At 72.1% G+C, this 19,166-nt stretch carries 19 protein-coding genes; 2 read left to right on the forward strand and 17 right to left on the reverse strand.

Going from position 1 to position 19,166, the window contains the following annotated elements; all coding sequences use genetic code 11:
• From OG764_RS08455 to OG764_RS08475, 5 genes are read right to left on the reverse strand one after another with little or no spacing between them, the layout of a single operon-like run.
• The gene (locus OG764_RS08455) at window positions 1–624 is read right to left on the reverse strand and encodes a hypothetical protein (RefSeq protein ID WP_328967782.1); all 624 of its coding nucleotides are present in this window, start codon (window positions 622–624) and stop codon (window positions 1–3) included.
• Complete coding sequence (locus OG764_RS08460) at window positions 621–2,057, reverse strand: ATP-binding protein (RefSeq protein WP_328967783.1); 1,437 nt, start codon at window positions 2,055–2,057, stop codon at window positions 621–623. Before OG764_RS08460 ends, OG764_RS08455 begins: the two co-directional genes overlap by 4 nt.
• A gap of 7 nt (window positions 2,058–2,064) precedes the next feature.
• Window positions 2,065–2,745, reverse strand: coding sequence for a response regulator transcription factor (locus tag OG764_RS08465; protein ID WP_328967784.1), 681 nt, complete (start codon window positions 2,743–2,745; stop codon window positions 2,065–2,067).
• 40 nt (window positions 2,746–2,785) lie between these two features.
• Complete coding sequence (gene murJ / locus OG764_RS08470) at window positions 2,786–4,450, reverse strand: murein biosynthesis integral membrane protein MurJ (protein WP_443055870.1); 1,665 nt, start codon at window positions 4,448–4,450, stop codon at window positions 2,786–2,788.
• Window positions 4,447–5,610, reverse strand: a complete 1,164-nt coding sequence (locus tag OG764_RS08475) for a lipid II:glycine glycyltransferase FemX (RefSeq protein ID WP_328967785.1) — start codon at window positions 5,608–5,610, stop codon at window positions 4,447–4,449. The genes murJ and OG764_RS08475 overlap by 4 nt, the downstream gene beginning before the upstream one ends.
• 213 nt (window positions 5,611–5,823) lie before the next feature.
• Here OG764_RS08475 and OG764_RS08480 point away from each other — a divergent pair, with 213 nt between their 5' ends.
• On the forward strand, window positions 5,824–7,041 hold the full coding sequence (locus OG764_RS08480) for a L,D-transpeptidase (RefSeq protein WP_328967786.1): 1,218 nt from the start codon (window positions 5,824–5,826) through the stop codon (window positions 7,039–7,041).
• A 183-nt stretch (window positions 7,042–7,224) separates the two neighbouring features.
• On the opposite strand, the gene OG764_RS08485 is transcribed toward OG764_RS08480, so the two are convergent.
• The 9 genes from OG764_RS08485 to OG764_RS08525 all read right to left on the reverse strand — a co-directional run bounded on the left by OG764_RS08485 (window position 7,225) and on the right by OG764_RS08525 (window position 14,815).
• Window positions 7,225–7,968: an amino acid ABC transporter ATP-binding protein gene (locus tag OG764_RS08485; protein WP_328967787.1), complete on the reverse strand. Its 744-nt coding sequence runs from the start codon at window positions 7,966–7,968 to the stop codon at window positions 7,225–7,227.
• A gap of 141 nt (window positions 7,969–8,109) precedes the next feature.
• Window positions 8,110–8,550 (reverse strand): DUF6278 family protein, encoded by a 441-nt coding sequence (locus tag OG764_RS08490; RefSeq protein ID WP_328967788.1) that lies wholly within the window; start codon window positions 8,548–8,550, stop codon window positions 8,110–8,112.
• A 69-nt stretch (window positions 8,551–8,619) separates the two neighbouring features.
• Window positions 8,620–9,399: an exodeoxyribonuclease III gene (locus OG764_RS08495; protein ID WP_328967789.1), complete on the reverse strand. Its 780-nt coding sequence runs from the start codon at window positions 9,397–9,399 to the stop codon at window positions 8,620–8,622.
• 29 nt (window positions 9,400–9,428) lie between these two features.
• The gene (locus OG764_RS08500; RefSeq protein ID WP_328967790.1) at window positions 9,429–10,061 is read right to left on the reverse strand and encodes an MBL fold metallo-hydrolase; all 633 of its coding nucleotides are present in this window, start codon (window positions 10,059–10,061) and stop codon (window positions 9,429–9,431) included.
• 68 nt (window positions 10,062–10,129) lie between these two features.
• Window positions 10,130–10,711: a hypothetical protein gene (locus OG764_RS08505; protein WP_328967791.1), complete on the reverse strand. Its 582-nt coding sequence runs from the start codon at window positions 10,709–10,711 to the stop codon at window positions 10,130–10,132.
• Window positions 10,708–11,892, reverse strand: a complete 1,185-nt coding sequence (locus tag OG764_RS08510) for an ROK family glucokinase (RefSeq protein WP_328967792.1) — start codon at window positions 11,890–11,892, stop codon at window positions 10,708–10,710. The genes OG764_RS08505 and OG764_RS08510 overlap by 4 nt, the downstream gene beginning before the upstream one ends.
• A 15-nt stretch (window positions 11,893–11,907) precedes the next feature.
• The gene (locus tag OG764_RS08515) at window positions 11,908–12,777 is read right to left on the reverse strand and encodes an ATP-binding cassette domain-containing protein (RefSeq protein WP_443056195.1); all 870 of its coding nucleotides are present in this window, start codon (window positions 12,775–12,777) and stop codon (window positions 11,908–11,910) included.
• Complete coding sequence (locus OG764_RS08520; protein ID WP_328967794.1) at window positions 12,744–13,802, reverse strand: ABC transporter permease; 1,059 nt, start codon at window positions 13,800–13,802, stop codon at window positions 12,744–12,746. The genes OG764_RS08515 and OG764_RS08520 overlap by 34 nt, the downstream gene beginning before the upstream one ends.
• A complete protein-coding gene (locus tag OG764_RS08525) occupies window positions 13,799–14,815 on the reverse strand; it encodes a sugar ABC transporter substrate-binding protein (RefSeq protein ID WP_443055871.1) in 1,017 nt (338 codons plus the stop codon). The genes OG764_RS08520 and OG764_RS08525 overlap by 4 nt, the downstream gene beginning before the upstream one ends.
• Before the next feature lie 154 nt (window positions 14,816–14,969).
• On the opposite strand from OG764_RS08525, the gene OG764_RS08530 reads away from it, so the two are divergent.
• Window positions 14,970–15,986: a Gfo/Idh/MocA family protein gene (locus OG764_RS08530; protein ID WP_328967796.1), complete on the forward strand. Its 1,017-nt coding sequence runs from the start codon at window positions 14,970–14,972 to the stop codon at window positions 15,984–15,986.
• A gap of 20 nt (window positions 15,987–16,006) precedes the next feature.
• On the opposite strand, the gene OG764_RS08535 is transcribed toward OG764_RS08530, so the two are convergent.
• The 3 genes from OG764_RS08535 to OG764_RS08545 all read right to left on the reverse strand — a co-directional run bounded on the left by OG764_RS08535 (window position 16,007) and on the right by OG764_RS08545 (window position 18,995).
• A complete protein-coding gene (locus OG764_RS08535) occupies window positions 16,007–17,203 on the reverse strand; it encodes a cytochrome P450 family protein (RefSeq protein WP_328967797.1) in 1,197 nt (398 codons plus the stop codon).
• 81 nt (window positions 17,204–17,284) lie between these two features.
• Complete coding sequence (locus tag OG764_RS08540) at window positions 17,285–18,229, reverse strand: DMT family transporter (RefSeq protein WP_443055872.1); 945 nt, start codon at window positions 18,227–18,229, stop codon at window positions 17,285–17,287.
• Window positions 18,230–18,380: 151 nt separating this feature from the next.
• Window positions 18,381–18,995 carry a dihydrofolate reductase family protein gene (locus OG764_RS08545; protein ID WP_328967799.1) on the reverse strand — a complete coding sequence of 205 codons (615 nt, stop codon included), beginning with the start codon at window positions 18,993–18,995 and terminating at the stop codon, window positions 18,381–18,383.
• Window positions 18,996–19,166 lie beyond the last annotated feature (171 nt).

Raw genomic sequence — 19,166 nt, forward strand, 5'->3', positions numbered from 1 at the left:
TCAGAGCGCCGGGGCGCGGCAGACGTCGGGTTCCGTCCGGCCGCCGGGGCCGGACAGCACCACGGTCTTGGGCATCAGCTCGGCGGTGTGGCGCGAGATCGTGCACACGATCTGCTGGCGTGCGGTCTCCGACAGGGGCTTCACGGGGAATCCGAGCACGAGGGACACCTTGTCGTCGTCGAAGGTCAGCTCTGTGGAGTGGTTCGAGGCGTCGGCGGGGAGCCGGGTGCCCAGTCCGGCCGCGCGGTCGGCCTGGGTGGGTCCGCGGAACAACATGTGGAGCACGAGGTTCACGGGGAAGGTGTAGCGCTCGTCGGTGCTGCCGGTGCTGCCCGCCCCGTCGGCACCGCCCGACTCGGCGCCGGTCTCGGGGGCGTGCGTCGCCTCGTCCCCGTCGAACGGGCCGGGCTTGACGACCGGCGTGAGCCTGCCCCGCGCGTTGACGAAGTACACCACGAGGCCGTGCTGCTCCGGGATGGTGGTGATGGTGGCGGGCAGGCCGGCCTCCACCACGGAGGTGTCCTGGATTCCGGCGGGGTCGATGCCGCAGCCGGTGAGCAGCGCCGCGACCGCGAGTGCCACCGCGGCGGCGGCGCTCGCGAGCGGCTTCGCGCGCCGGATCATGCCTGTGCCTCCCTCGGCATCTCCACGGTGAAGACGGCCCCGCCGGCCGGTCCGTTGGCAGCGTGGATGGTGCCCCCGTGCAACCGTACGTTCTCCAGGGTGATGGCGAGTCCGAGGCCGCTGCCCGCCGAGCGCCTGCGGGCCGCGTCCGCCTTGTAGAAGCGGTCGAAGATGTGCGGGAGCACCTCGGGGGCGATGCCCGGCCCGCGGTCGGAGACTTCGGTGAGCACCCATTCCCCGTCCGCCCGGTCCTCGGTGCGGACCGACACCCGCACCGGGCCGCCGCCGTGCCGCAGCCCGTTGCCGACGAGGTTGGCGAGGACCACGTCGAAGCGCCGGGGGTCCAGCCGGGCGCGCAGCCCCGGCGGGACGGTGACGGCCGCCTGGCCCTGCCAGTGGCGGCGTTCGAGGGTCTTGCCGATGGTCTCGGCCAGGTCGACCTCGTCCAGGTTGAGTTCGGCGGCGCGCGCGTCGAAGCGGGAGATCTCCATCAGGTCGTCGACGAGGGTGGCGAGCTTGCCGGTCTCGGCGCTGACCAGCCGCAGGGCGGAGGCGGTGTCCGGGTCGAGGCGGGCCGCCTCCTCGTCGAGCACCTCGGTGACGGCGAGCATCCCGGCGAGCGGGGTGCGCAGTTCGTGGGAGACGTCGGCGGCGAACCTGCGGGCCCGCGCCTCGGCCTGCTGGAGTTCGTCCACGGAGTGCTGGAGGGCGCCCGCGCTCTCGTTGAAGGTGCGGGCCAGGTCGGCGAGCTCGTCGCGGCCCTTGACGGTGATCCGGGTGTCGAGTTCGCCGCGGCCCATCCGGCGGGCCGCGTGCCGCAGGTCCCGTACGGGGCGCAGCACGCTGCGCGCGGCGAGCAGGGCGGGTATCAGGGCGACGGCCAGGGCGGGCAGGGCGCCGTCGCGGGCGGCCAGCACGAGGGCGTCGACGGTGGCCGATTCGACTTCGAGGTCCATGACGCCGTAGACGATCAGGCCGCTGGGCTGGTCGGTGTCGTACCGGTCGAAGACGGCGGGCATGGCGAAGGTCAGGTAGACGGAGTCGCCCTTGATCACCCGCTGGAAGGAGCCGGTGGCCTTGGAACGGGCCGCCTGCTGGAGGCTTTTGGTGATCACGGTGGAGGTGGGCGACGCCACGGAGGACACCTGGAGGGAGCCGTACTCGGCGAAGACCGTCCACGGGCGCGGTTTGCCGCGCGCGGCGATGTCGTTGACCATCGCCTGGAGGGCGGCCTTCTGCGGCGGCAGCGCGATCGGGCGTTTCTCCAACTGGTCCCGCAGGGTGCCGACCGCGGTGTCCTGGGCCTGGGTGAGGATGGCGCGGCGCGCCTCGCGGTAGGTGAGTGCCGCGGTGGTGGCGGCGCTGATCGCGGCGACCAGCAGGAAGCCGGCGATCAGGCGGGTGCGCAGGCCGAGCGGTGCGAATCGTTTCACGGCCGGCTCACAGGGGGCCGAAGCGGTAGCCGAAGCCCCGGACGGTCTGGACGTAGCGGGGGCTGCCCTCGGGGGCCTCGATCTTGGTGCGCAGCCGACGGACGCACGCGTCCACCAGGCGGGCGTCGGCGTGGTAGCTGTGGTCCCAGACGTACTCCAGGAGCTGCTGGCGGCTGAAGACCTGCTCGGGCGAGGCGCTCAGGTGGAGGAGCAGCTTGAGTTCGCTGGGGGCGAGCGCGAGGCGCTCGCCGTTGCGGGCGACGGTGAGTCCGGCCCGGTCGACGGCGAGTTCGCCGTGGAACTCGACGGCGGGCCGGCCGGCGGGTTCGACGAGGCGGCGCAGCACCGCCTTGATGCGGGCCTCGATGACCTCGGTGCGGGCGGGCTTGACGATGTAGTCGTCGGCGCCCGCCTCCAGGCCCACGACGATGTCGAAGTCGTCGCCGCGGGCGGTCAGCATGATGACCGGCAACTGGCTGGTCTCGCGTATCCGGCGGCACACCTGCACGCCGTTCATGCCGGGCAGCATCAGGTCGAGCAGCACGATCTCCGGCCGGAACTCGGCGAGCGCGACCAGTCCGGCCTCGCCGGTCTCCGCGGCCCGCACCTCGTGACCCCGGCGGCGCAGGCCCAGGCCCACGCCCTCCCGCACGGACGGGTCGTCCTCGATCAGCAGTACGCGTGGCATCAGGCCAGTATCCCAGTCGTTCGCACGGTGATTCCTCCGCTCATCCGCCGGCGCCGAGGCGCCGGCGGACGGAGTCCAGCAGGTTGTCGATCTCGGTGAGCCGCAGCGGGCGGGCGAGTGCGGCCAGCACCGTGGCGAGGACGAGGGTGCCGGCCGCGACGGCGGCGATGTCGCCGAGGCCGTCGGCCGCCCGGGCGGCCGCGTGGCCGAGGGCCGCGGCCGGCACCGCGGCGAGCAGCAGCCGCAGGTGGGCGCCGAGCGCGGGCGAGCGCAGCAGGGAGCCGCCGCCGAGCCGGCGGCCGAGGGTGTACGCGGTGACGGCGAGGCCGGCGAAGAGGGCGGCGGAGTACGCCCCGGCCATGCCGGTGACGGCCCAGCGCGGCGGCAGCAGCAGGTACGCGGCGACCGACAGGCCGGCGTTGAGCACGGCGATGACCAGGTTGAGGTAGAAGGGCGTGCGGGTGTCGGAGAGCGCGTAGAAGCCGCGGGAGAGCGTGTACTGGCCGGAGAAGGCGATCAGCCCGGGGGCGAACGCCATCAGGATGCCGGCCATCACGTCGATGTCGGCGGGCCCGGTCCGGCCGTAGCCGAAGACGCCGCCGATCACCCAGGGCGCGAGCGCCAGGAAGAGGCAGGCGGCGGGGACGACCAGGGCGGCGGTGGAGCGCAGCGCGTAGGAGACGTCGCGGCGGACGGCGGCGAGGTCGCGGTCGGCGGCGGCCGCGCTCATGCGGGGCATGAGGGCGGTGACCAGGGAGACGGTGACGATGCCCTGCGGGACGGCCCACAGCAGGTAGGCGTTGCTGTAGGCGGTGTAGCCGGCGCCGCCGGCCAGGCCGGCGGCCTCGGCGCGCTGCCCGGTGATGGTGGAGAGCCGGGTGACGGCCCAGTACGCGAGCTGGTTGGTGAGGACGAGCAGGACCAGCCAGCCGGCGTTGCGCAGCGGGCGGGCCATGCCGCTGCCGCGCCAGTCGAAGCGGGGCCGCCAGCGGAATCCGGCGGCGCGCAGGGACGGGACGAGGGCGAGGGCCTGCACGACGATGCCGGCGGTGGTGCCCCAGCCGAGCAGCCGGGCGTCGGCGGCGGACAGTCCGTCCTGCGCGCCGTGCGCGGTGTACAGGTAGAGCCCGAAGACGGCGATGACGACGAGGTTGTTGAGGACGGGGGTCCACATCATCGCGCCGAACCGGCCGCGCGCGTTCAGCACCTGTCCGAGCAGGGTGAACAGCCCGTAGAAGAGGATCTGCGGGAGGCAGTAGCGGGCCAGCGCGACGGTCAGCTCGGCCTGTTCGCCGGTGTATTCGGTGTACGCGCCGACCAGCAGCGGGGCGGCGAGGACCGCGGCGGCGGTGAGGACCACCAGGGCGGCGGTGCAGGCGGTGAGCAACCGGTCGGTGTAGGCGGCGCCGCCGTCGGCGTGCTCCTTGGCGGCGCGGACCAGCTCGGGGACGAAGACCGCGTTGAGGGCGCCGCCGATGAGCAGGATGTAGAGGATGTTCGGCACGGTGTTGGCGACCGCGTAGCCGTCGCCGAGCAGGCCGGTGCCGAGGGCGGCGACGACGACCGCGGAGCGGACGAAGCCGGTGGCCCGGGAGACGATGGAACCCGCGGCCATGAGTGCGCCGCTGCGCAGCACCGAGCTCTTCTTCGGCGCCGCGTGCGCGGGGCCGCGGGCCGGCTCCGGACGGGTGGCTGTCGCGGTCACCGGCGCGCCAGGTACGCCTGGAAGGCGCGGTACAGCGCGTTGTTGGCGGCTCCGCTCATGGCGGTCTCCCACTCTCCGAGGGTTTCGACGACCTGGCCGCCGGTGCCGAGCTTCCAGCGCAGCAGACCGAACGAGCGGGCGTCGGGGTCGAGGGTGGAGGGTACCCCGCGCATGTCGTACTCGTCCGCTCCGAGGGCGTGGGCGTCGCACATCATGCGCCACTGAAGGGCGTTGCTGGGGCGGACCTCGCGGCGGTGGTCGGCGGACGCGCCCGTCTGGTACCAGACCCGCCCGCCGGCGGAGATCATGGTGTGGGCGGCGAGTATCTCGCCCTCGTGGCGGGCGAGGTACAGGCGCATCCGGCCGGGGTGTTCGGCGTTGAGCGCGGCGTACTGCTGCTCGTAGTAGGTCAGCGAGCGGCCGAGCCGGAAGCCGTCGCGCTCCTCGGTGATCCGCAGCAGCCGGAAGAACTCGGGCAGGTCGGCGGCGCTGCCCACGACGGTCTCCACCCCGGACGTGCGCGCCTTGCGGACGTTGCGCCGCCATTCCTGGTTGAGCCCGGACCACAGGTCGTCGAGGGTGCGGCCGGCCAGCGGGACGCGGAAGACGTGGCGGGGCTGGGCGTCGCCGTCGGACTCGCCGCCGCAGCGGGTCCAGCCGCGGGTGCGCAGCCGGTCGGCGAGGGCCGCGCCGACCGGGTCGACCTCGGTGGCGAGTACGTCGGACAGCTGCCGGCCGGGGCCGGTGGCGGCCTTGACGGTGGCGGCGTCCCAGCGGCGGTAGGCGGGGGTGGGGCCGATGCGGACGGCGAAGGCGCCGGCGGCGCGCAGGTGGCGCAGCAGCGGGTCGAGCCAGCGGTCGATCGCCGGGTCGGACCAGTCGGCGACGGGTCCTTCGGGCAGGTACGCGAAGTATTTGCGGGTGCCGGGGAATTGGCGGTAGAGAACGAGGGCGGCGCCGGCCGTCTCACCCGTGGGCAAGTGCCATCCGACCCGTTCCGAGCGCCATTGGTCCTTCACTTCGGCCCAGGACGGGTACTGCAGGAAACTCGCCTGCCGGTGTTCGGCGAGGAATGCCCGGTACTCGGGGAGGGTCAGGGAGCGGACCTTCAGTTCGCCTTCCCGGCTCGGCCGGGTACTTGTCACGAGCAGCGCGCACACGGCAGTTGCCCTTCCTGTTCGTCCTGTGGTGGTGGAACAGGACTGTCACAGGCGTGCGTGACGGCCGCGCGCGGCGTTTGTGACCGGACGATGACCGTTTCGCTGCGGTCGACGTCACAAGCGAAAGACCGATTTATTCCGGGGAATCGGCAACCTAAAGTCCCCCTGTCCCCATCTTCTTTGCGGACATACATATTTTCCGGAGGGGTTTCGTTGAGCCGTACACGCCGTACTTTCCTGTCGTCGCGCAGCCGCGTCCGCCACGCCGCCGTCGTGGGGGGCGCCGTGCTCGCCGCCGCGCTGACCGCGTGCTCGGGCGGGTCCGGCGGATCGGGTGGATCGGGTTCCGGCGCGGCCGAGATGAAGGAGCAGGCCGCGATGTCCATATCCGTGAACCTGTCCGGGGACAAGGCGAAGCCGGGCGAGCCGGTGAAGGTGACCCTGACCGGGGGCGAGAAGCTCTCGCTGGTGAAGGTCACGGACGGCAAGGGCGGTGAGCTCACCGGCCGGATGGCGGCCGACGGCAAGAGCTGGACCTCGGAGCGCAACGCCTCCCCCGGCACGTCGTACCGGGTCGCGGCCAAGGACACCGCCGGCGCCTCGGCGAACGCGGGGTTCACCACCGCGGCCGCCGACAAGGTCAACAAGATCACCATCGGACCCGGCAAGGGCTCGGTGGTCGGCATCGCCCAGCCGATCTCCCTGGTCTTCGACAACCCGGTCAAGAACCGGGCCGAGGTGGAGAAGCACCTCAAGGTGACGAGCTCGAACAACACCGAGGGCTCGTGGGGCTGGTTCACGGACTACTCCGGCAAGGACCGGGTGGACTGGCGCCCCCGCGAGTACTGGAAGTCCGGCACCGAGGTCAAGCTCCAGATGGACCTGAACGGCATCGACTCCGGGCAGGGCGGCGGCTACTTCGTCCGCGACTACAACACGGAGTTCAAGATCGGCAAGGACCAGCGGATCGCCGTCGACCTCGATTCCAAGCAGTTGACGATGACCCGCGACGGCAAGGAGATCAAGCAGATCCCGATCTCGGCCGGCACCCCCGGCGGCCAGAAGGCCTCCTGGGAGGGCAAGCTCGTCGTGATGGCGAAGGAGGGCACCATCCGCATGGACTCCCAGACGGTGGGCCTCGGCGACGCCTACGACAAGATGGTCGACTACTCGATGCGGCTCACCTGGTCGGGCATGTACGCGCACGCCGCGCCGTGGAACGCCGGCAACTTCGGCAGCGCCAACACCTCCTCGGGCTGTGTGGGCATGAGCACCGCCAACGCCGCGGACTTCTACGCCGAGGTCCAGCCCGGCGACCCCTTCGAGGTGACCGGCAACGGCTCCAAGGGCAAGCCCGACATCGGCAACGGCTACGGCGAGTGGAACCTGTCCTGGACCGAGTGGCAGGCCAAGAGCGCGCTCAAGGGATGACGCGTACCGGGCACGGCCCCGCCGGTGCGCAGCTGACCTTCTCCTCGCCCGGCGCCGACCCCTCGTACCTGTCGGTGCCGCTGCGCGAGCAGTGATCTCCTGCTGCCGGGGGCGGGGCGGCCCGTCCACGTCCCCGGCGCCGGCGGCACGGGCGCCGGGCGGGTCCGCGTCACCGGCCTCCCCTCAGTGCTTGAGGATCTTGGAGAGGAAGTCCCGGGCACGCTCGCTCTCGGGCGCCGTGAAGAACTCCTCCGGGGTCCGGTCCTCGACGATCCGCCCGTCGGCCATGAAGACGACCCGGTTGGCCGCCGAGCGGGCGAAGCCCATCTCGTGGGTGACCACGACCATCGTCATGCCCTCCTGGGCGAGGGCCTGCATGACCTCCAGCACCTCGTTGATCATCTCCGGGTCGAGCGCCGAGGTCGGCTCGTCGAAGAGCAGCGCCTTGGGGTCCATGGCCAGCGCCCGGGCGATCGCCACGCGCTGCTGCTGCCCGCCGGAGAGCTGGGCGGGGAACTTCTCGGCCTGCGAGGCGAGGCCGACCCGGTCCAGGAGCTCCCGGGAGCGCCGGTCCGCGTCCTCCTTCTTGCGCTTGCGGACCTTGATCTGCGCCAGGGAGACGTTGTCGAGGACGGTCTTGTGCGCGAAGAGGTTGAACGACTGGAAGACCATGCCCACGTCGGCCCGCAGCGCGGCGAGGTCCTTGCCCTCGTCGGGCAGGGCCTTGCCGTCCAGGGTGATGGTGCCGGACTCGATGGTCTCCAGGCGGTTGATCGCCCGGCACAGGGTCGATTTCCCGGAGCCGGAGGGGCCGATGACCACCACCACCTCCCCGCGGCCGACGGTGAGACTGATGTCCTGGAGGACGTGCAACTGCCCGAAGTGCTTGTTGACGTCCCGCAGCTCGATCAACGGATCGACCGCCATGCGCTGCCCTACCCACCTGTTGCTGTGCCGAGGTCAGCGCAAACTATCCACCCGGGAACGGGACTTCACCTCGACACGCATAAGAACGGCATAAACCTACCGGCGGGAGCGGCGCACGGACCGGGGCCGGACCTCGGAGGGTCAGACCTCGGCGGCCTCGGCGTAGACCTGGCAGAGCTCGGGCGATCCGGTCATGGCCCAGGAGACGCCCGACTCCACCACGTTCAGCTCGCGGCCCGAGGCCAGGCGGATCACGGGCTGGCCGTTGGGCCACACCTGCCAGCCGGCGCCGGGAACGGACCTGATGATCACGGTGCCGAGGTAGAGGCCCGCGTCGTTGCCGAGCCAGGGCGCCGCCTCGGGGTCGCGCCGCCAGCGCGGCATCAGCTGGTCGAGCGCCTGCAACGAGGCCGGGGTCTCGTCGAGTTCGAGTCCGGCCGCCCCCGCCTGGACCCGGAGCATCTCGCATTCGGAGAACAGTTCGACCACCCCCGCGGGATCGTCCGCCAGCGCGGTGGCCAGAGCGTGGCCGTGCTCCGTCTCGTGCCGCTTGCGCCAGTGGTCCAGGAAGGGGATGTTCATACCGCCAGCCTCGCATTCGTATGCGCCCGGCGGGCCCAGGCGCGCCTGCGCCCGCCGGGGTCCGCGTGCCTAGACGTCCAGGTCGACGACGACCGGGGCGTGGTCCGAGGCGCCCTTGCCCTTGCGCTCCTCGCGGTCGACGTAGGCGTCCTTGACCGCCGTGCCGAAGGCGGCGTTGCCGTACACCAGGTCGATGCGCATGCCGTTGTTCTTCGGGAAGGCGAGCTGCCGGTAGTCCCAGTACGTGTACGGGCGGTCGTACTTGAGGGGGCGCGGCACCACGTCGGCCAGGCCGGCGGCGCGCAGGGCCGCGAGGGCCTCCCGCTCGGCCGGGGTGACGTGGGTCAGGCCCGCGAAGACGGCCGGGTCCCACACGTCCTCGTCGGTCGGCGCCACGTTGTAGTCGCCGAGGACGGCGAACGGGCGCTCCCCCGCGGCGTCTTCGGCGATCGCCGCGGCCAGCGCGCGGAACCAGTCGAGCTTGTACCCGTAGTGGTCGTGCTCGACCTCCCGGCCGTTGGGCACGTACACCGACCAGAGCCGGACGCCGCCGCAGGTGGCGGAGATGGCGCGGGGCTCGGCGACGCCCTCGTAGTCCGGGCCGCCGGGCAGGCCCGCGACCACGTCCTCCAGGCCCACCCGGGAGAGCAGCGCGACCCCGTTCCACCTGCCCGTCGCGTTGACCGCCGACTCGTAGCCCAGCTCGCGCAGCTGGTCGAACGGGAACTGCTCGGCGGAGCACTTGGTCTCCTGGACGCAGAGCACGTCGGTGCCGGTGCTCTCCAGCCAGGCCAGCAGCCGGGGCAGCCGGGCGGTGATCGAGTTGACGTTCCATGTGGCGATGCGCATGTCACCAACCTACCGCCCGGGTCCGACACTCACAGGTCGGTCGCGTCACCCGCGGCGAGCCGTTCGTGACCCGGCCCGGCGAGCGCGCCGATCACCCCGTCGTAGATGGGGCGCGCGAGGTCGGAGAGGTAGGCGTCGTGGATGTCGACGGCCCGGCGCGGCTTGACCTCGCGCAGGTAGTCGACCACTTCGGCGACCTTGTTCCAGGGCGCGTGCACCGGCAGCATCAGGGTGTCCACGGGCCTGCCGGGCAGCGTCAGGGCGTCGCCGGGGTGGAAGAGGGAGTCCTCCACGAAGAAGCCGATGTTGGTCACCCGCGGCAGGTCGGGGTGGATCACCGCGTGCAGCTCCCCGTGCACCTGCACCTCGAAGCCGGCGGCCGTGAACGTGTCGCCGTCGCCCACGGTGTGCACGCGGCCCGGGAAGGCGGCGGCGAGCCGGTCGGCGACGCTGCGCAGGGTCCACAGCCGGGCCGCCGGATTGGCCTCCAGCGCGGCCCTCAGCCGGCCCTCCTCGAAGTGGTCCGGGTGCTCGTGGGTCACCAGCAGGGCGTCCGCGCCGAGTCCGGCGTCCGGCTCGCTGAAGGTGCCCGGGTCGATGACGAGCGTGTGCCCGTCCTTCTCCAGTTGTACGCACGAGTGCAGCTTCTTCGTGAGCTTCATGGGCCCAGGCTAGGGCTTGATCAACGGCGGCGGGAGCGGGGGCGCGGCCCGGTCCGGAGCCGGGGCCGTCAGGGGGTCGCGGTGGAGACCACGTACACCCGGGGCTTCTCCGGGTCGGTGAGGTCGACCATGACGTCCTGGGTGGGGCGCGGGTCGGGCTGGTCGTGGGTGGTGCAGACCCACCGGCGGTCCGCGGACCAGGTCCAGCCGGCCACCCCGGAGTCCCGCTCGCTGACGCAGACGCCCGGCTTGAGCGCCTCCCGGTCGGTGCCCATGGCCTTGAGGAAGATCCCCAGGTCGACGGGGTTCGTCGTGAACTGGACGTACAGCCGGCTGGTGCGCCAGTTGTTGGTCTCGTAGAAGCCGACGCTCGTGGACCAGTCGGGGATCGGCACCTCGTAGATGCTGCGCTGCACCCGGGACGGCCAGCCGGCCCGGACCTGGGTGGCGCCGACCTTCGCGGCCTTCTCCCGGCCGCTGCTGCGGCTCTGCTCGGCGGAGATCGCGAGGTAGCCGGCGGGGACCCCGATGAGCAGCACGATGATGATCGCCGTCAGCCAGCGGCGGCGCACCACGTGGCGGCGGTCCTCCGGGGGCCGGGAGCCGACCTCGTCGGGGGCCTGGGCCTGGCGGGGCAGGGTGGGGTTCACGGCTGGTCCTGGTCCTCTGTCTTGCGGCTGCTGTCCCCCGTGGTGAATCCGGTCCACAGGCGTCCGGCCTGCGCGTACCGCTCGTAGCGCTCGACCCGGCGCCGGTTGGCGCGGCGGAAGCGGCGGGCCACCAGCCGGGCCAGGTCGGCGGCGCCGACCATGCCTGCCTCGGGGCCGAGCTCGGCCTTGGCGATCCTGGCCTCGGGACGGTAGCCGCGGCCGGTCAGGTGGCGGCGGAAGGCGTCCCGGGCGGGCCCGATGAGCAGGTCGTCGGCGGCGCTGACGCCGCCGCCGATGACGAAGCAGGACGGGTCGAGGGCGGCGGCGAGGTTGGCGATGCCGACGCCGAGCCACTGGCCGATGTCCTGGAGCAGTTCGACGCACATGGGGTCGCCCTCGCGGGCCAGCTCGGTGATGAGCGGGCCCGTGATCTCGGCGACGTTGCCCTTGACCCGGTCGATGATCTCGAACGCGACCGGGGAGTCGGCGGCGGCCAGCTCGCGGGCCTCGCGCACCAGGGCGTTGCCCGAGCTGTACTGCTCCCAGCAGCCGCGGTTTCCGCAGGGGCAGCGGTGGCCGCCGGGGACCACCTGCATGTGCCCGAACTCGCCGGCGACGCCGAACTTGCCGCGCTTGACCTGCCCGCCCTCCAGGATCGCGCCGCCGATGCCGGTGCCCAGGGTGATCATCACGAGGTGGTCCTCGCCGCGGCCCGCGCCGAACCGCCATTCCGCCCAGGCGGCGGTGTTGGCGTCGTTGTCGACCATGACCGGGACCGCGAGGCGGGACTGCAGGGCGTCCCGGAGCGGCTCGTCGCGCCAGGCGAGGTGGGGGGCGAACAGCACCCGGGAGCGGTTGGCGTCGACCCAGCCGGCCGCGCCGATGCCCACGGCGTGCACGTCGTGCCGGTCGGAGAGGTCGAGGACCAGCTCGACGATGGTGTCCTCGACGACCTTGGGGCTCTTGGACTTGTCGGGGGTCTCGGTGCGCAGCTTCTCCAGGATCACGCCGTCGGCGTCGACCACGCCGGCCATCACCTTGGTGCCGCCGATGTCGATGCCGACGGTGGGGACGCGCGGGGCGGTCAGGTGCGAGCGCCGCTCGCGGGTCCCGACGGTCCGCAGGACGGTGCCTCGCGCCGAGCCTCGGTGGGCGAGCGTGAACTCCCGGTAGGTGCTCATCGAGTGCTGATGTCCTCAGTGTCCGTCGCGGTCGGTGGGCGGTGTCGGCCGGGACGGTTCCGGTCGGGGTCCTTCCGATTCTGCCACCCGCTCCAGCTCGTGGCTGAGCTCCTCCAGCTCGGACCCACCCGCCATCTGGCGCGTCAGCTCGTCCAGGGTGATCGAGTCACGGGTGTGGCTGCCCGCCATCGCACCGCGTTTGAGCAGTACGAAGCGGTCTCCGACCAGGTGCGCGTGGTGCGGGTTGTGCGTGATGAGGACCACGCCGAGGCCCGCGTCACGGGCGGCGGCCACGTACTTGAGCACGACCCCGGACTGCTTGACACCGAGTGCCGCGGTGGGCTCGTCGAGGATGAGCACCTTGGCGCCGAAGTGGACGGCCCGGGCGATGGCCACGCACTGGCGCTCGCCGCCGGACAGGGTGCCGATGGGCTGGTCCACGTCCCGCAGGTCGATGCCCATGCGGAGCAGCTCCGTGCGGGTGGTCTCGCGCATCCGTGCCACGTCGAGGCGGCGGAAGGGGCCGCGGCCGCGGGTCGGCTCGGAGCCGAGGAAGAAGTTCCGCCACACCGGCATCAGCGGGACCACGGCGAGGTCCTGGTAGACGGTGGCGATCCCGAGGTCGAGGGCGGCGCGCGGGTTGGCCAGCACCGTCTCCTCGCCCTCGATCCGGAAGCTGCCGGCGTCGTGCCGGTGCAGCCCCGCGATGATCTTGATGAGGGTGGACTTGCCGGCGCCGTTGTCGCCGAGCACGCAGGTGATCTCGCCCGCCGAGACCTCCAGCGAGACCCCTTCGAGGGCCTTGATGCTGCCGTAGTACTTGCTGATTCCGTCCAGCTCGATCAGGGCCGTCACGAGGTCGCCTCCGCGCGCTTGCGCACCCAGGCGTTGAGCAGGGTGGCCAGAAGGAGCATGGCTCCGAGGAAGAACTTGAACCAGTCGGGGTCCCACTGGGCGTAGACGATGCCGTTGCTCGTCATGCCGAAGATTAACGCGCCGACCGCCGAGCCGATGGCGGAGCCGTAGCCGCCGGTCATCAGGCAGCCGCCGATGACCGCCGCGATGATGTACAGGAACTCGTTGCCGACGCCCTCGCCGGACTGGACCACGTCGTACGAGAACAGGATGTGCTGGCCGGAGATCCACGCGCACAGGGCGACGCCCATGTACAGGCCGATGCGGGTCTTGACCACGGGGACGCCGACCGCGCGGGCGGCGTCGGCGCCGCCGCCGACCGCGAAGATCCAGTTGCCGGCGCGGGTGCGCAGCAGGATCCAGGTGGCGAGGGCGACCAGCGCGAACCACCACAGGACGGTGACCTTGAGGGTGACCGAGCCGATCGTCCACTGGGAGGCGAAGAGCGCCCGCGCGGAGGGGAAGCCCTCCATGTCGCCGATGCTCTTGGTGGAGACGGTGCCGCTGATCAGCTTGGTGAAGCCGAGGTTCAGTCCGGTCAGCATCAGGAAGGTGCCGAGCGTGATGATGAAGCTGGGCAGCTTCGTCCGGGTCAGCATGAAGCCGTTGAAGAACCCGAAACCGAGGGTGACCAGCAGCGACACCAGGACGCCGACCCAGACGTTGGCCGTCATCTGGTAGCTGAACATCGAGGAGATCAGCGCCGAGCTGGTGACCATGACGCCGGCGGAGAGGTCGAACTCGCCGCCGATCATCAGCAGCGCCACCGGCACGGCCATGATCCCGATGGTGGAGGCCGAGTAGAGGACCGTGCTCAGGCTGCTGGCCCGCAGGAAGCTGTCGGCCGCGAAGGAGAAGAACACGAACACGGCGGCGGCGCCGACGACCGCGCCCAGCTCGGGGCGGCCGAGGAGCCGCTTGACCAGCGAGACCGGTACGAGCCGCTCGTCGCGCGCCGCCGGGGCCGGAGCGGGGGCGGGCGCGGCGGCCTTCATCGGCTGCCCCGCTTGATGAACTTCTCCAGCTCGGCCGCCTGGCCGGCGGTGACGATCTGCGGGCCGGTGAGCACCGGCCGGCCGCCGCCCAGCACGTCGGCGTTGTAGCGGTAGAGCCACAGCAGGTCGACGGCCTCGTAGCCCTGGAGGTAGGGCTGCTGGTCCACGGCGAAGCCGAGCGCCCCGGACTGCAGGTCCCGGGCGACGGACTCGTTGAGGTCGAAGGTGTCGATCTCGGCCTTGCTGCGGGCGGCGTCCTTGGCCTTGACGGCGGTGGGCGCGAAGGGCGCGCCGAGGGTGACGACGGCGTCCACGGACGGGTCGGCCTGGAGCTTGGCCTGGATGGCGGCCTGCACGGAGGGCATGTTGGTGCCCTCGACGTACAGGTTCTCCAGGGTGCCGCCGAAGGTCTTCTTCGCGCCGGCGCAGCGCTGCTCGTGGCCCACGTTGCCCTGTTCGTGCAGGACGCACACGGCCTTCTTCTTCCCGCGCTCGGTCAGCTCGGCGCCGACGGCCTCGCCCGCGATCTCCTCGTCCTGGCCGATGTGGGTGAGTGCGCCGTAGGCCTTGGACTGGGCGGATCCCGAGTTGACGGTGATCACGGGGATGCCGGCCTTGACGGCCTTGGCGATGACGTCCTTGAGGGCCTCGGGCTTGGCGAGGCTGACGATGATGCCCTGGACCTTCTGGTCGATGGCGTTCTGCACGAACTGGGCCTGCTGCTGTGCCTGGTCGTCGTGCGAGTAGACGAAGTTGATGTTGTCCTTGGCCGCGGCTTCCTCGGCGCCCTTCTGGACGATGTCCCAGAAGGTGTCGCCGTCCCCCGCGTGGGTGACCATGGCGAAGGTCCAGCGCGGGGTGGACACGGCCGGGCGGCCCTGCTCGGCCGCCGCGCGGGCCCGCTCCTCGGCCCGCTTGCCGCCCGTACTGCTGCATCCCGCGAGGGAGGCGCCCAGCACCGCCGCGAGCAGCGCGCCCACGACCCGTGCCGCCCCTGTCCGAACCCTAGCCACGTCGCCGCGCCCTTCCCGTGCATCGAGTAAATACGGCCAAACCGATTCCAGCCGCCCAAGTATCCGCCACCCGGTCCAGAACACCGAACCCGGCGGAATGGCGGCAAACACCGAAATGATTGACAGGCGCCGCCGGTGGGGTCACGTTGATTCCATGCGTATCGGGCTCATCGGGACGGGCCGGATCGGGTCGTTCCACGCCGCGGCGCTCAGCAGGCATCCGGATGCCGGCTCCCTGCTGCTGGCCGACGCCGTCCCGGCGCGGGCCGTCGCGCTCGCCGACCGGCTGGGGGCCACGGCGGCCCCGAGCGTGGACGCCGTCTTCACGTGGGGTGTGGACGCGGTGGTGATCACCTGCGCCACCGCCGGGCACGCGGAGCTGATCACACGGGCCACCCGGGCGGGGCTGCCGGTGTTCTGCGAGAAACCGGTCGCCCCGGACCTGCCCGGGACCCTGGCCGCGCTCGCGGAGGTGGACGCGGCGGGCGGGATCCTCCAGCTGGGCTTCATGCGCCGCTTCGACGCCGGCTACCGCACCGCCCGGGAGCTGGTCCGGTCCGGGGCGCTGGGCCGGCTGCACACCGTACGGACGATGACCGCCGACCCGGCGCCGCCCCCGCCGGGATATCTGGGCACGTCGGGCGGGCTGTACCGGGACTGCCTGGTGCACGACTTCGACATGGTGCGCTGGGTGACCGGGCAGGAGGTGGCGGAGGTGTTCGCCACCGGTTCGGACGCCGGGCCGGCGATGTTCCGTGCGGCCGGGGACGTCGACACGGCGGCGGCCGTCCTCACCCTCACCGGCGGGGCGCTGGTGACCTGCACCGGGACCCGGTGCAACGGCGCGGGCTACGACGTGCGGATGGAGCTGGCCGGGGAGCTGGACCAGGTCTCGGCGGGCCTCGACGACCGGACGCCGATCGCGTCGACCGAGCCGCTGGGCCCTCCCCCGGCGAGCAAGCCCTGGACGGGCTTCCTGGAGCGGTTCGCGGCCGCCTACGAGGCGGAGCTGGACGCGTTCGTACGGCTGGTGCGCGGCGAGGGCGGCAATCCGTGCGACGGGCGGGAGGGGCTGCACGCGCTGCGGATCGCGGAGGCGTGCGAGCTGTCCCGCCGGGAGCACCGGCCGGTCCTCCTCGCGGAGGTCCCGGCCGGTCTTCCGGTCCGCTGAGCGGCGGCGGGTCACTTCCGCTACCAGCGGACCGGCAGGTGCCTGACGCCGCGGATCAGCGAGGAGGTGATCCATTCGTACGGTTCGCGGTCGCCGACCTCGGCGAGGTCGGGGAAGCGTTCCAGCAGGCCGCGGATCGCGATCCGGGCCTCCATCCGGGCCAGCGGGGCCCCGATGCAGAAGTGGATGCCGTGGCCGAAGGCCAGGTGGCCCTGGGGTGCGCGGCGGATGTCGAAGGTGTCGGGCTCCGGGTAGCGCTCGCCGTCGCGGCTGCTGGCGGCCAGCGAGACGAGCACCGGGTCGCCCTTGGCGATGGCCGTGCCGGCGATCTCCATGTCGTCGTGGGCGAAGCGGAACGTCGCGTTTTCGACGGGCCCGTCGTAGCGGAGCATCTCCTCCACGGCGCCGTCGATGAGTCCGTCGAGGTCGGCGCGGAGCGCGGCGAGCTGCTCGGGGTGGTCGAGCAGCGCGCGGACGCCGTTGGCGATCAGGTTGACGGTGGTCTCGTGGCCGGCCACCAGCAGCAGGAAGGCCATGCCGATCAGCTCTTCGCCGTCGAGGCGGTCGCCGTCCCCGTCCTCGTCCCTGGTCTGGATGAGGGCGCTGAGCAGGTCCTCGCCGCCGGCGGCGCGCTTGCGCTCGATCAGCACGGCGAGGTAGGCGGCCATGTCCTGGAGGGCCTTGAGTTCGGTCTCCGGGGTGGCGGGCGCCAGGATCTCGTTGGACATGAGCCGGAAGGGCTCGCGGTCCAGGTCGGGGACGCCCAGCAGCTCGCAGATGACGGTCATCGGCAGCGGGAAGGCGAGCGCCTCGATCAGGTCGGTCTGCCGGGCCGGGTCGGCGGCCATGGCGTCGAGCAGTTCGTCGGTGACCTGCTGGACGCGCGGGCGCAGGGCCTCGATGCGGCGGCCGGTGAACTCGCGGGCGACCAGCTTGCGCAGCCGGGTGTGGTGCGGCGCGTCGGCCTCCAGCATGTTCCGGTTGACCTCGCTGGCCTGGACGTTGTCGGTGTAGCGCTCGTGGATGCGCCAGTCCTTGCCGAGCGCCGGGTTCGCGAGGGCCTGGCGGGCCTCCTCGTATCCGACGATCAGCCAGAGGTCGTCGCCGCCCGCGTCCTTGACGCGGTGCACCGGTCCGGCCGCGCGCATCGCCGCGTAGTGCGGGTACGGATTCTCGTTGAAGCCCTCGGCGTATCCGTTGATGTCCATCAGTGGCATGAGAGGCCACCCTTTCCCCCGTAGTGATCCGCTCAGCCTAGGCGCGGCCCTTACACCCGGGGGTGATATTCGGACACCCGTTCAGGCCGGTTCGGGGGTGGCCGCGCGGCGGCCCCAGGCGGTACCGGCCAGCACCAGGGCGGCCCCGGCGAGGCCCGCGGCGCCCAGGTGCTCACCGCCGATCGCGATGCCGGCGGCCGCGGCCCACAGCGGCTCGGTTCCGAGCAGCAGGCTCACCCGGGAGGGCGAGGTGCGGCGCACGGCCCACATCTGCACGAAGAAGGCGAAGAGCGTGCAGAAGACGGAGAGGAAGAGCAGCCCGGCCCACTCCCGCGGACCGAAGTCCGCCGCGACCGCCCAGGGCGTGCTGCCACTGCCGGGGAGCGCCGCGAGGACCGCGAACACCACGACCGCGGCGCCGAGCTGGACGGTGGTGAGCGAGAGCGCGTCGGCGTCCTGGACGGCCTTGACCCGCGACATGAGCAGCACGTGGACGGTACGGGCGAGGGCCGCCAGCAGGATCAGCAGATCGCCCGCCGAGGGCGCGGTGAAGCCGGCCCCCTGGGTCAGCAGGACCACCCCGGCGACCGAGACGCCGGCCGCGGCGAGGAAGGCCGCCCGGGGCCGGACCCGGCGTACGGCTGCCTCCGCGAGTGGCGTGAAGATCATGGTCAGGCTGATGATCAGACCGGCGTTGGTGGCCGAGGTGTGGACGACTCCGTACGTCTCCAGCAGGAAGATCCCGCTCAGCACCAGTCCGAGCAGGCCCGCGCCGCGCCACTGGGCGGGGGTCAGCGCCCGCAGGCCCCGCCACCCCGCGGCCACCAGCACCGGCAGCACCACCGCGAAGCGCAGGACGAGCACGGCGACGACGGTGTGCGCGACGGTGATGCCCTTGGCCGCGAGGTAGCTGCCGCCCCAGACCACCGCGACCAGCAGGACGGGCAGGTCGGCGGCCCAGGGGCGGCGCGGGGCGAGAGCGGGCGCGGTGGCGCTGAGTGAGGACACCTTGGTCTCCGGCGGCATGGTGCGGGGTGGAGACTTCGGCGGCTCACACGGGAACGATCACGGTACCGGCCCGGCCCGCCCCGGTCGAGGGCGTTGATCCGCGGGGTCCGCTCGATCCGCCGCGTCAGCCGGGGCCGTCCCGTCAGCCCCCTCAGCCGCGTCAGCGGCCTCAGCCACCCATGCTGCCGAAGGTGGCGCGTCCGGTCGGCCGGTAGGTGTGGATCACGATGCCGGCGCCGGTGGTGCGGGAGTCCGTGAGCTCGCACGCGGTCGGCAGCCCGCCGGCCGGGAACAGCCGCCGCCCCTCGCCGAGGAAGACGGGGTGGATCAGCAGGTTGAGTTCGTCGACGAGGTCCTCGCCGAGGAGGTACTGGGCCAGCTCGCCGCTGCCGTGCACCTGGAGCTCGCCCTCGGTCTGCTCCTTGGCCGCCTCGATCGCGGTCCGCAGGTCGCCCGTGAGGACGCTGGTGCCCGCCCACTCGGGGTCCTTGAGGGAGTTCGAGGCGACGTACTTGGGCAGCGAGTTGAAGCGCGAGGCGATCGGGTCAGCCGGGTCGGTGAGCGTGGGCCAGAACGCCGCGAAGGTGTCGTACGTACGGCGGCCGAACAGGAAGCCGCCGGCCCGCCCGAACACCTCGCCCATGTACGCGCCGAAGTCCTGGTCGGCGAACGGGAACTGCCAGCCGCCGTACGCGAAGCCGTCGCTGCGGTCCTCGTCCGGCCCGCCGGGGGCCTGCATGACGCCGTCGAGGGTGAGGAACGTGGTGAGGGTCAGCTTGCCCATGGATACACAACTCCTGAATCAGCCGGAACGTCGGTCACTTCAGGAGGAAGACTTCCCTGGGGCGTGGAACTCATCGGTCCCGCGCGGAAAACGGCGGAAAAAACCGCGGGGCGTGCCGGCGCTGTCTTCCGGCACGCCCCGCGGGCGCCTCAGGACGTGCCGGCGCTGTCT

This window comes from Streptomyces sp. NBC_00239 (assembly GCF_036194065.1).
GTDB lineage: Bacteria > Actinomycetota > Actinomycetes > Streptomycetales > Streptomycetaceae > Streptomyces.

Coding starts and splice junctions, on each gene's coding strand:
- OG764_RS08495 (WP_328967789.1), bottom strand. CDS start 9,399: ATGCGCATCGCCACATGGAACGTCAACTCGATCACCGCCCGGCTGCCC.
- OG764_RS08535 (WP_328967797.1), bottom strand. CDS start 17,203: ATGCCACTGATGGACATCAACGGATACGCCGAGGGCTTCAACGAGAAT.
- OG764_RS08540 (WP_443055872.1), bottom strand. CDS start 18,229: ATGCCGCCGGAGACCAAGGTGTCCTCACTCAGCGCCACCGCGCCCGCT.
- OG764_RS08510 (WP_328967792.1), bottom strand. CDS start 11,892: ATGAGCACCTACCGGGAGTTCACGCTCGCCCACCGAGGCTCGGCGCGA.
- OG764_RS08465 (WP_328967784.1), bottom strand. CDS start 2,745: ATGCCACGCGTACTGCTGATCGAGGACGACCCGTCCGTGCGGGAGGGC.
- OG764_RS08520 (WP_328967794.1), bottom strand. CDS start 13,802: ATGAAGGCCGCCGCGCCCGCCCCCGCTCCGGCCCCGGCGGCGCGCGAC.
- OG764_RS08485 (WP_328967787.1), bottom strand. CDS start 7,968: ATGGCGGTCGATCCGTTGATCGAGCTGCGGGACGTCAACAAGCACTTC.
- OG764_RS08545 (WP_328967799.1), bottom strand. CDS start 18,995: ATGGGCAAGCTGACCCTCACCACGTTCCTCACCCTCGACGGCGTCATG.
- OG764_RS08530 (WP_328967796.1), top strand. CDS start 14,970: ATGCGTATCGGGCTCATCGGGACGGGCCGGATCGGGTCGTTCCACGCC.
- OG764_RS08490 (WP_328967788.1), bottom strand. CDS start 8,550: ATGAACATCCCCTTCCTGGACCACTGGCGCAAGCGGCACGAGACGGAG.
- OG764_RS08500 (WP_328967790.1), bottom strand. CDS start 10,061: ATGAAGCTCACGAAGAAGCTGCACTCGTGCGTACAACTGGAGAAGGAC.
- OG764_RS08455 (WP_328967782.1), bottom strand. CDS start 624: ATGATCCGGCGCGCGAAGCCGCTCGCGAGCGCCGCCGCCGCGGTGGCA.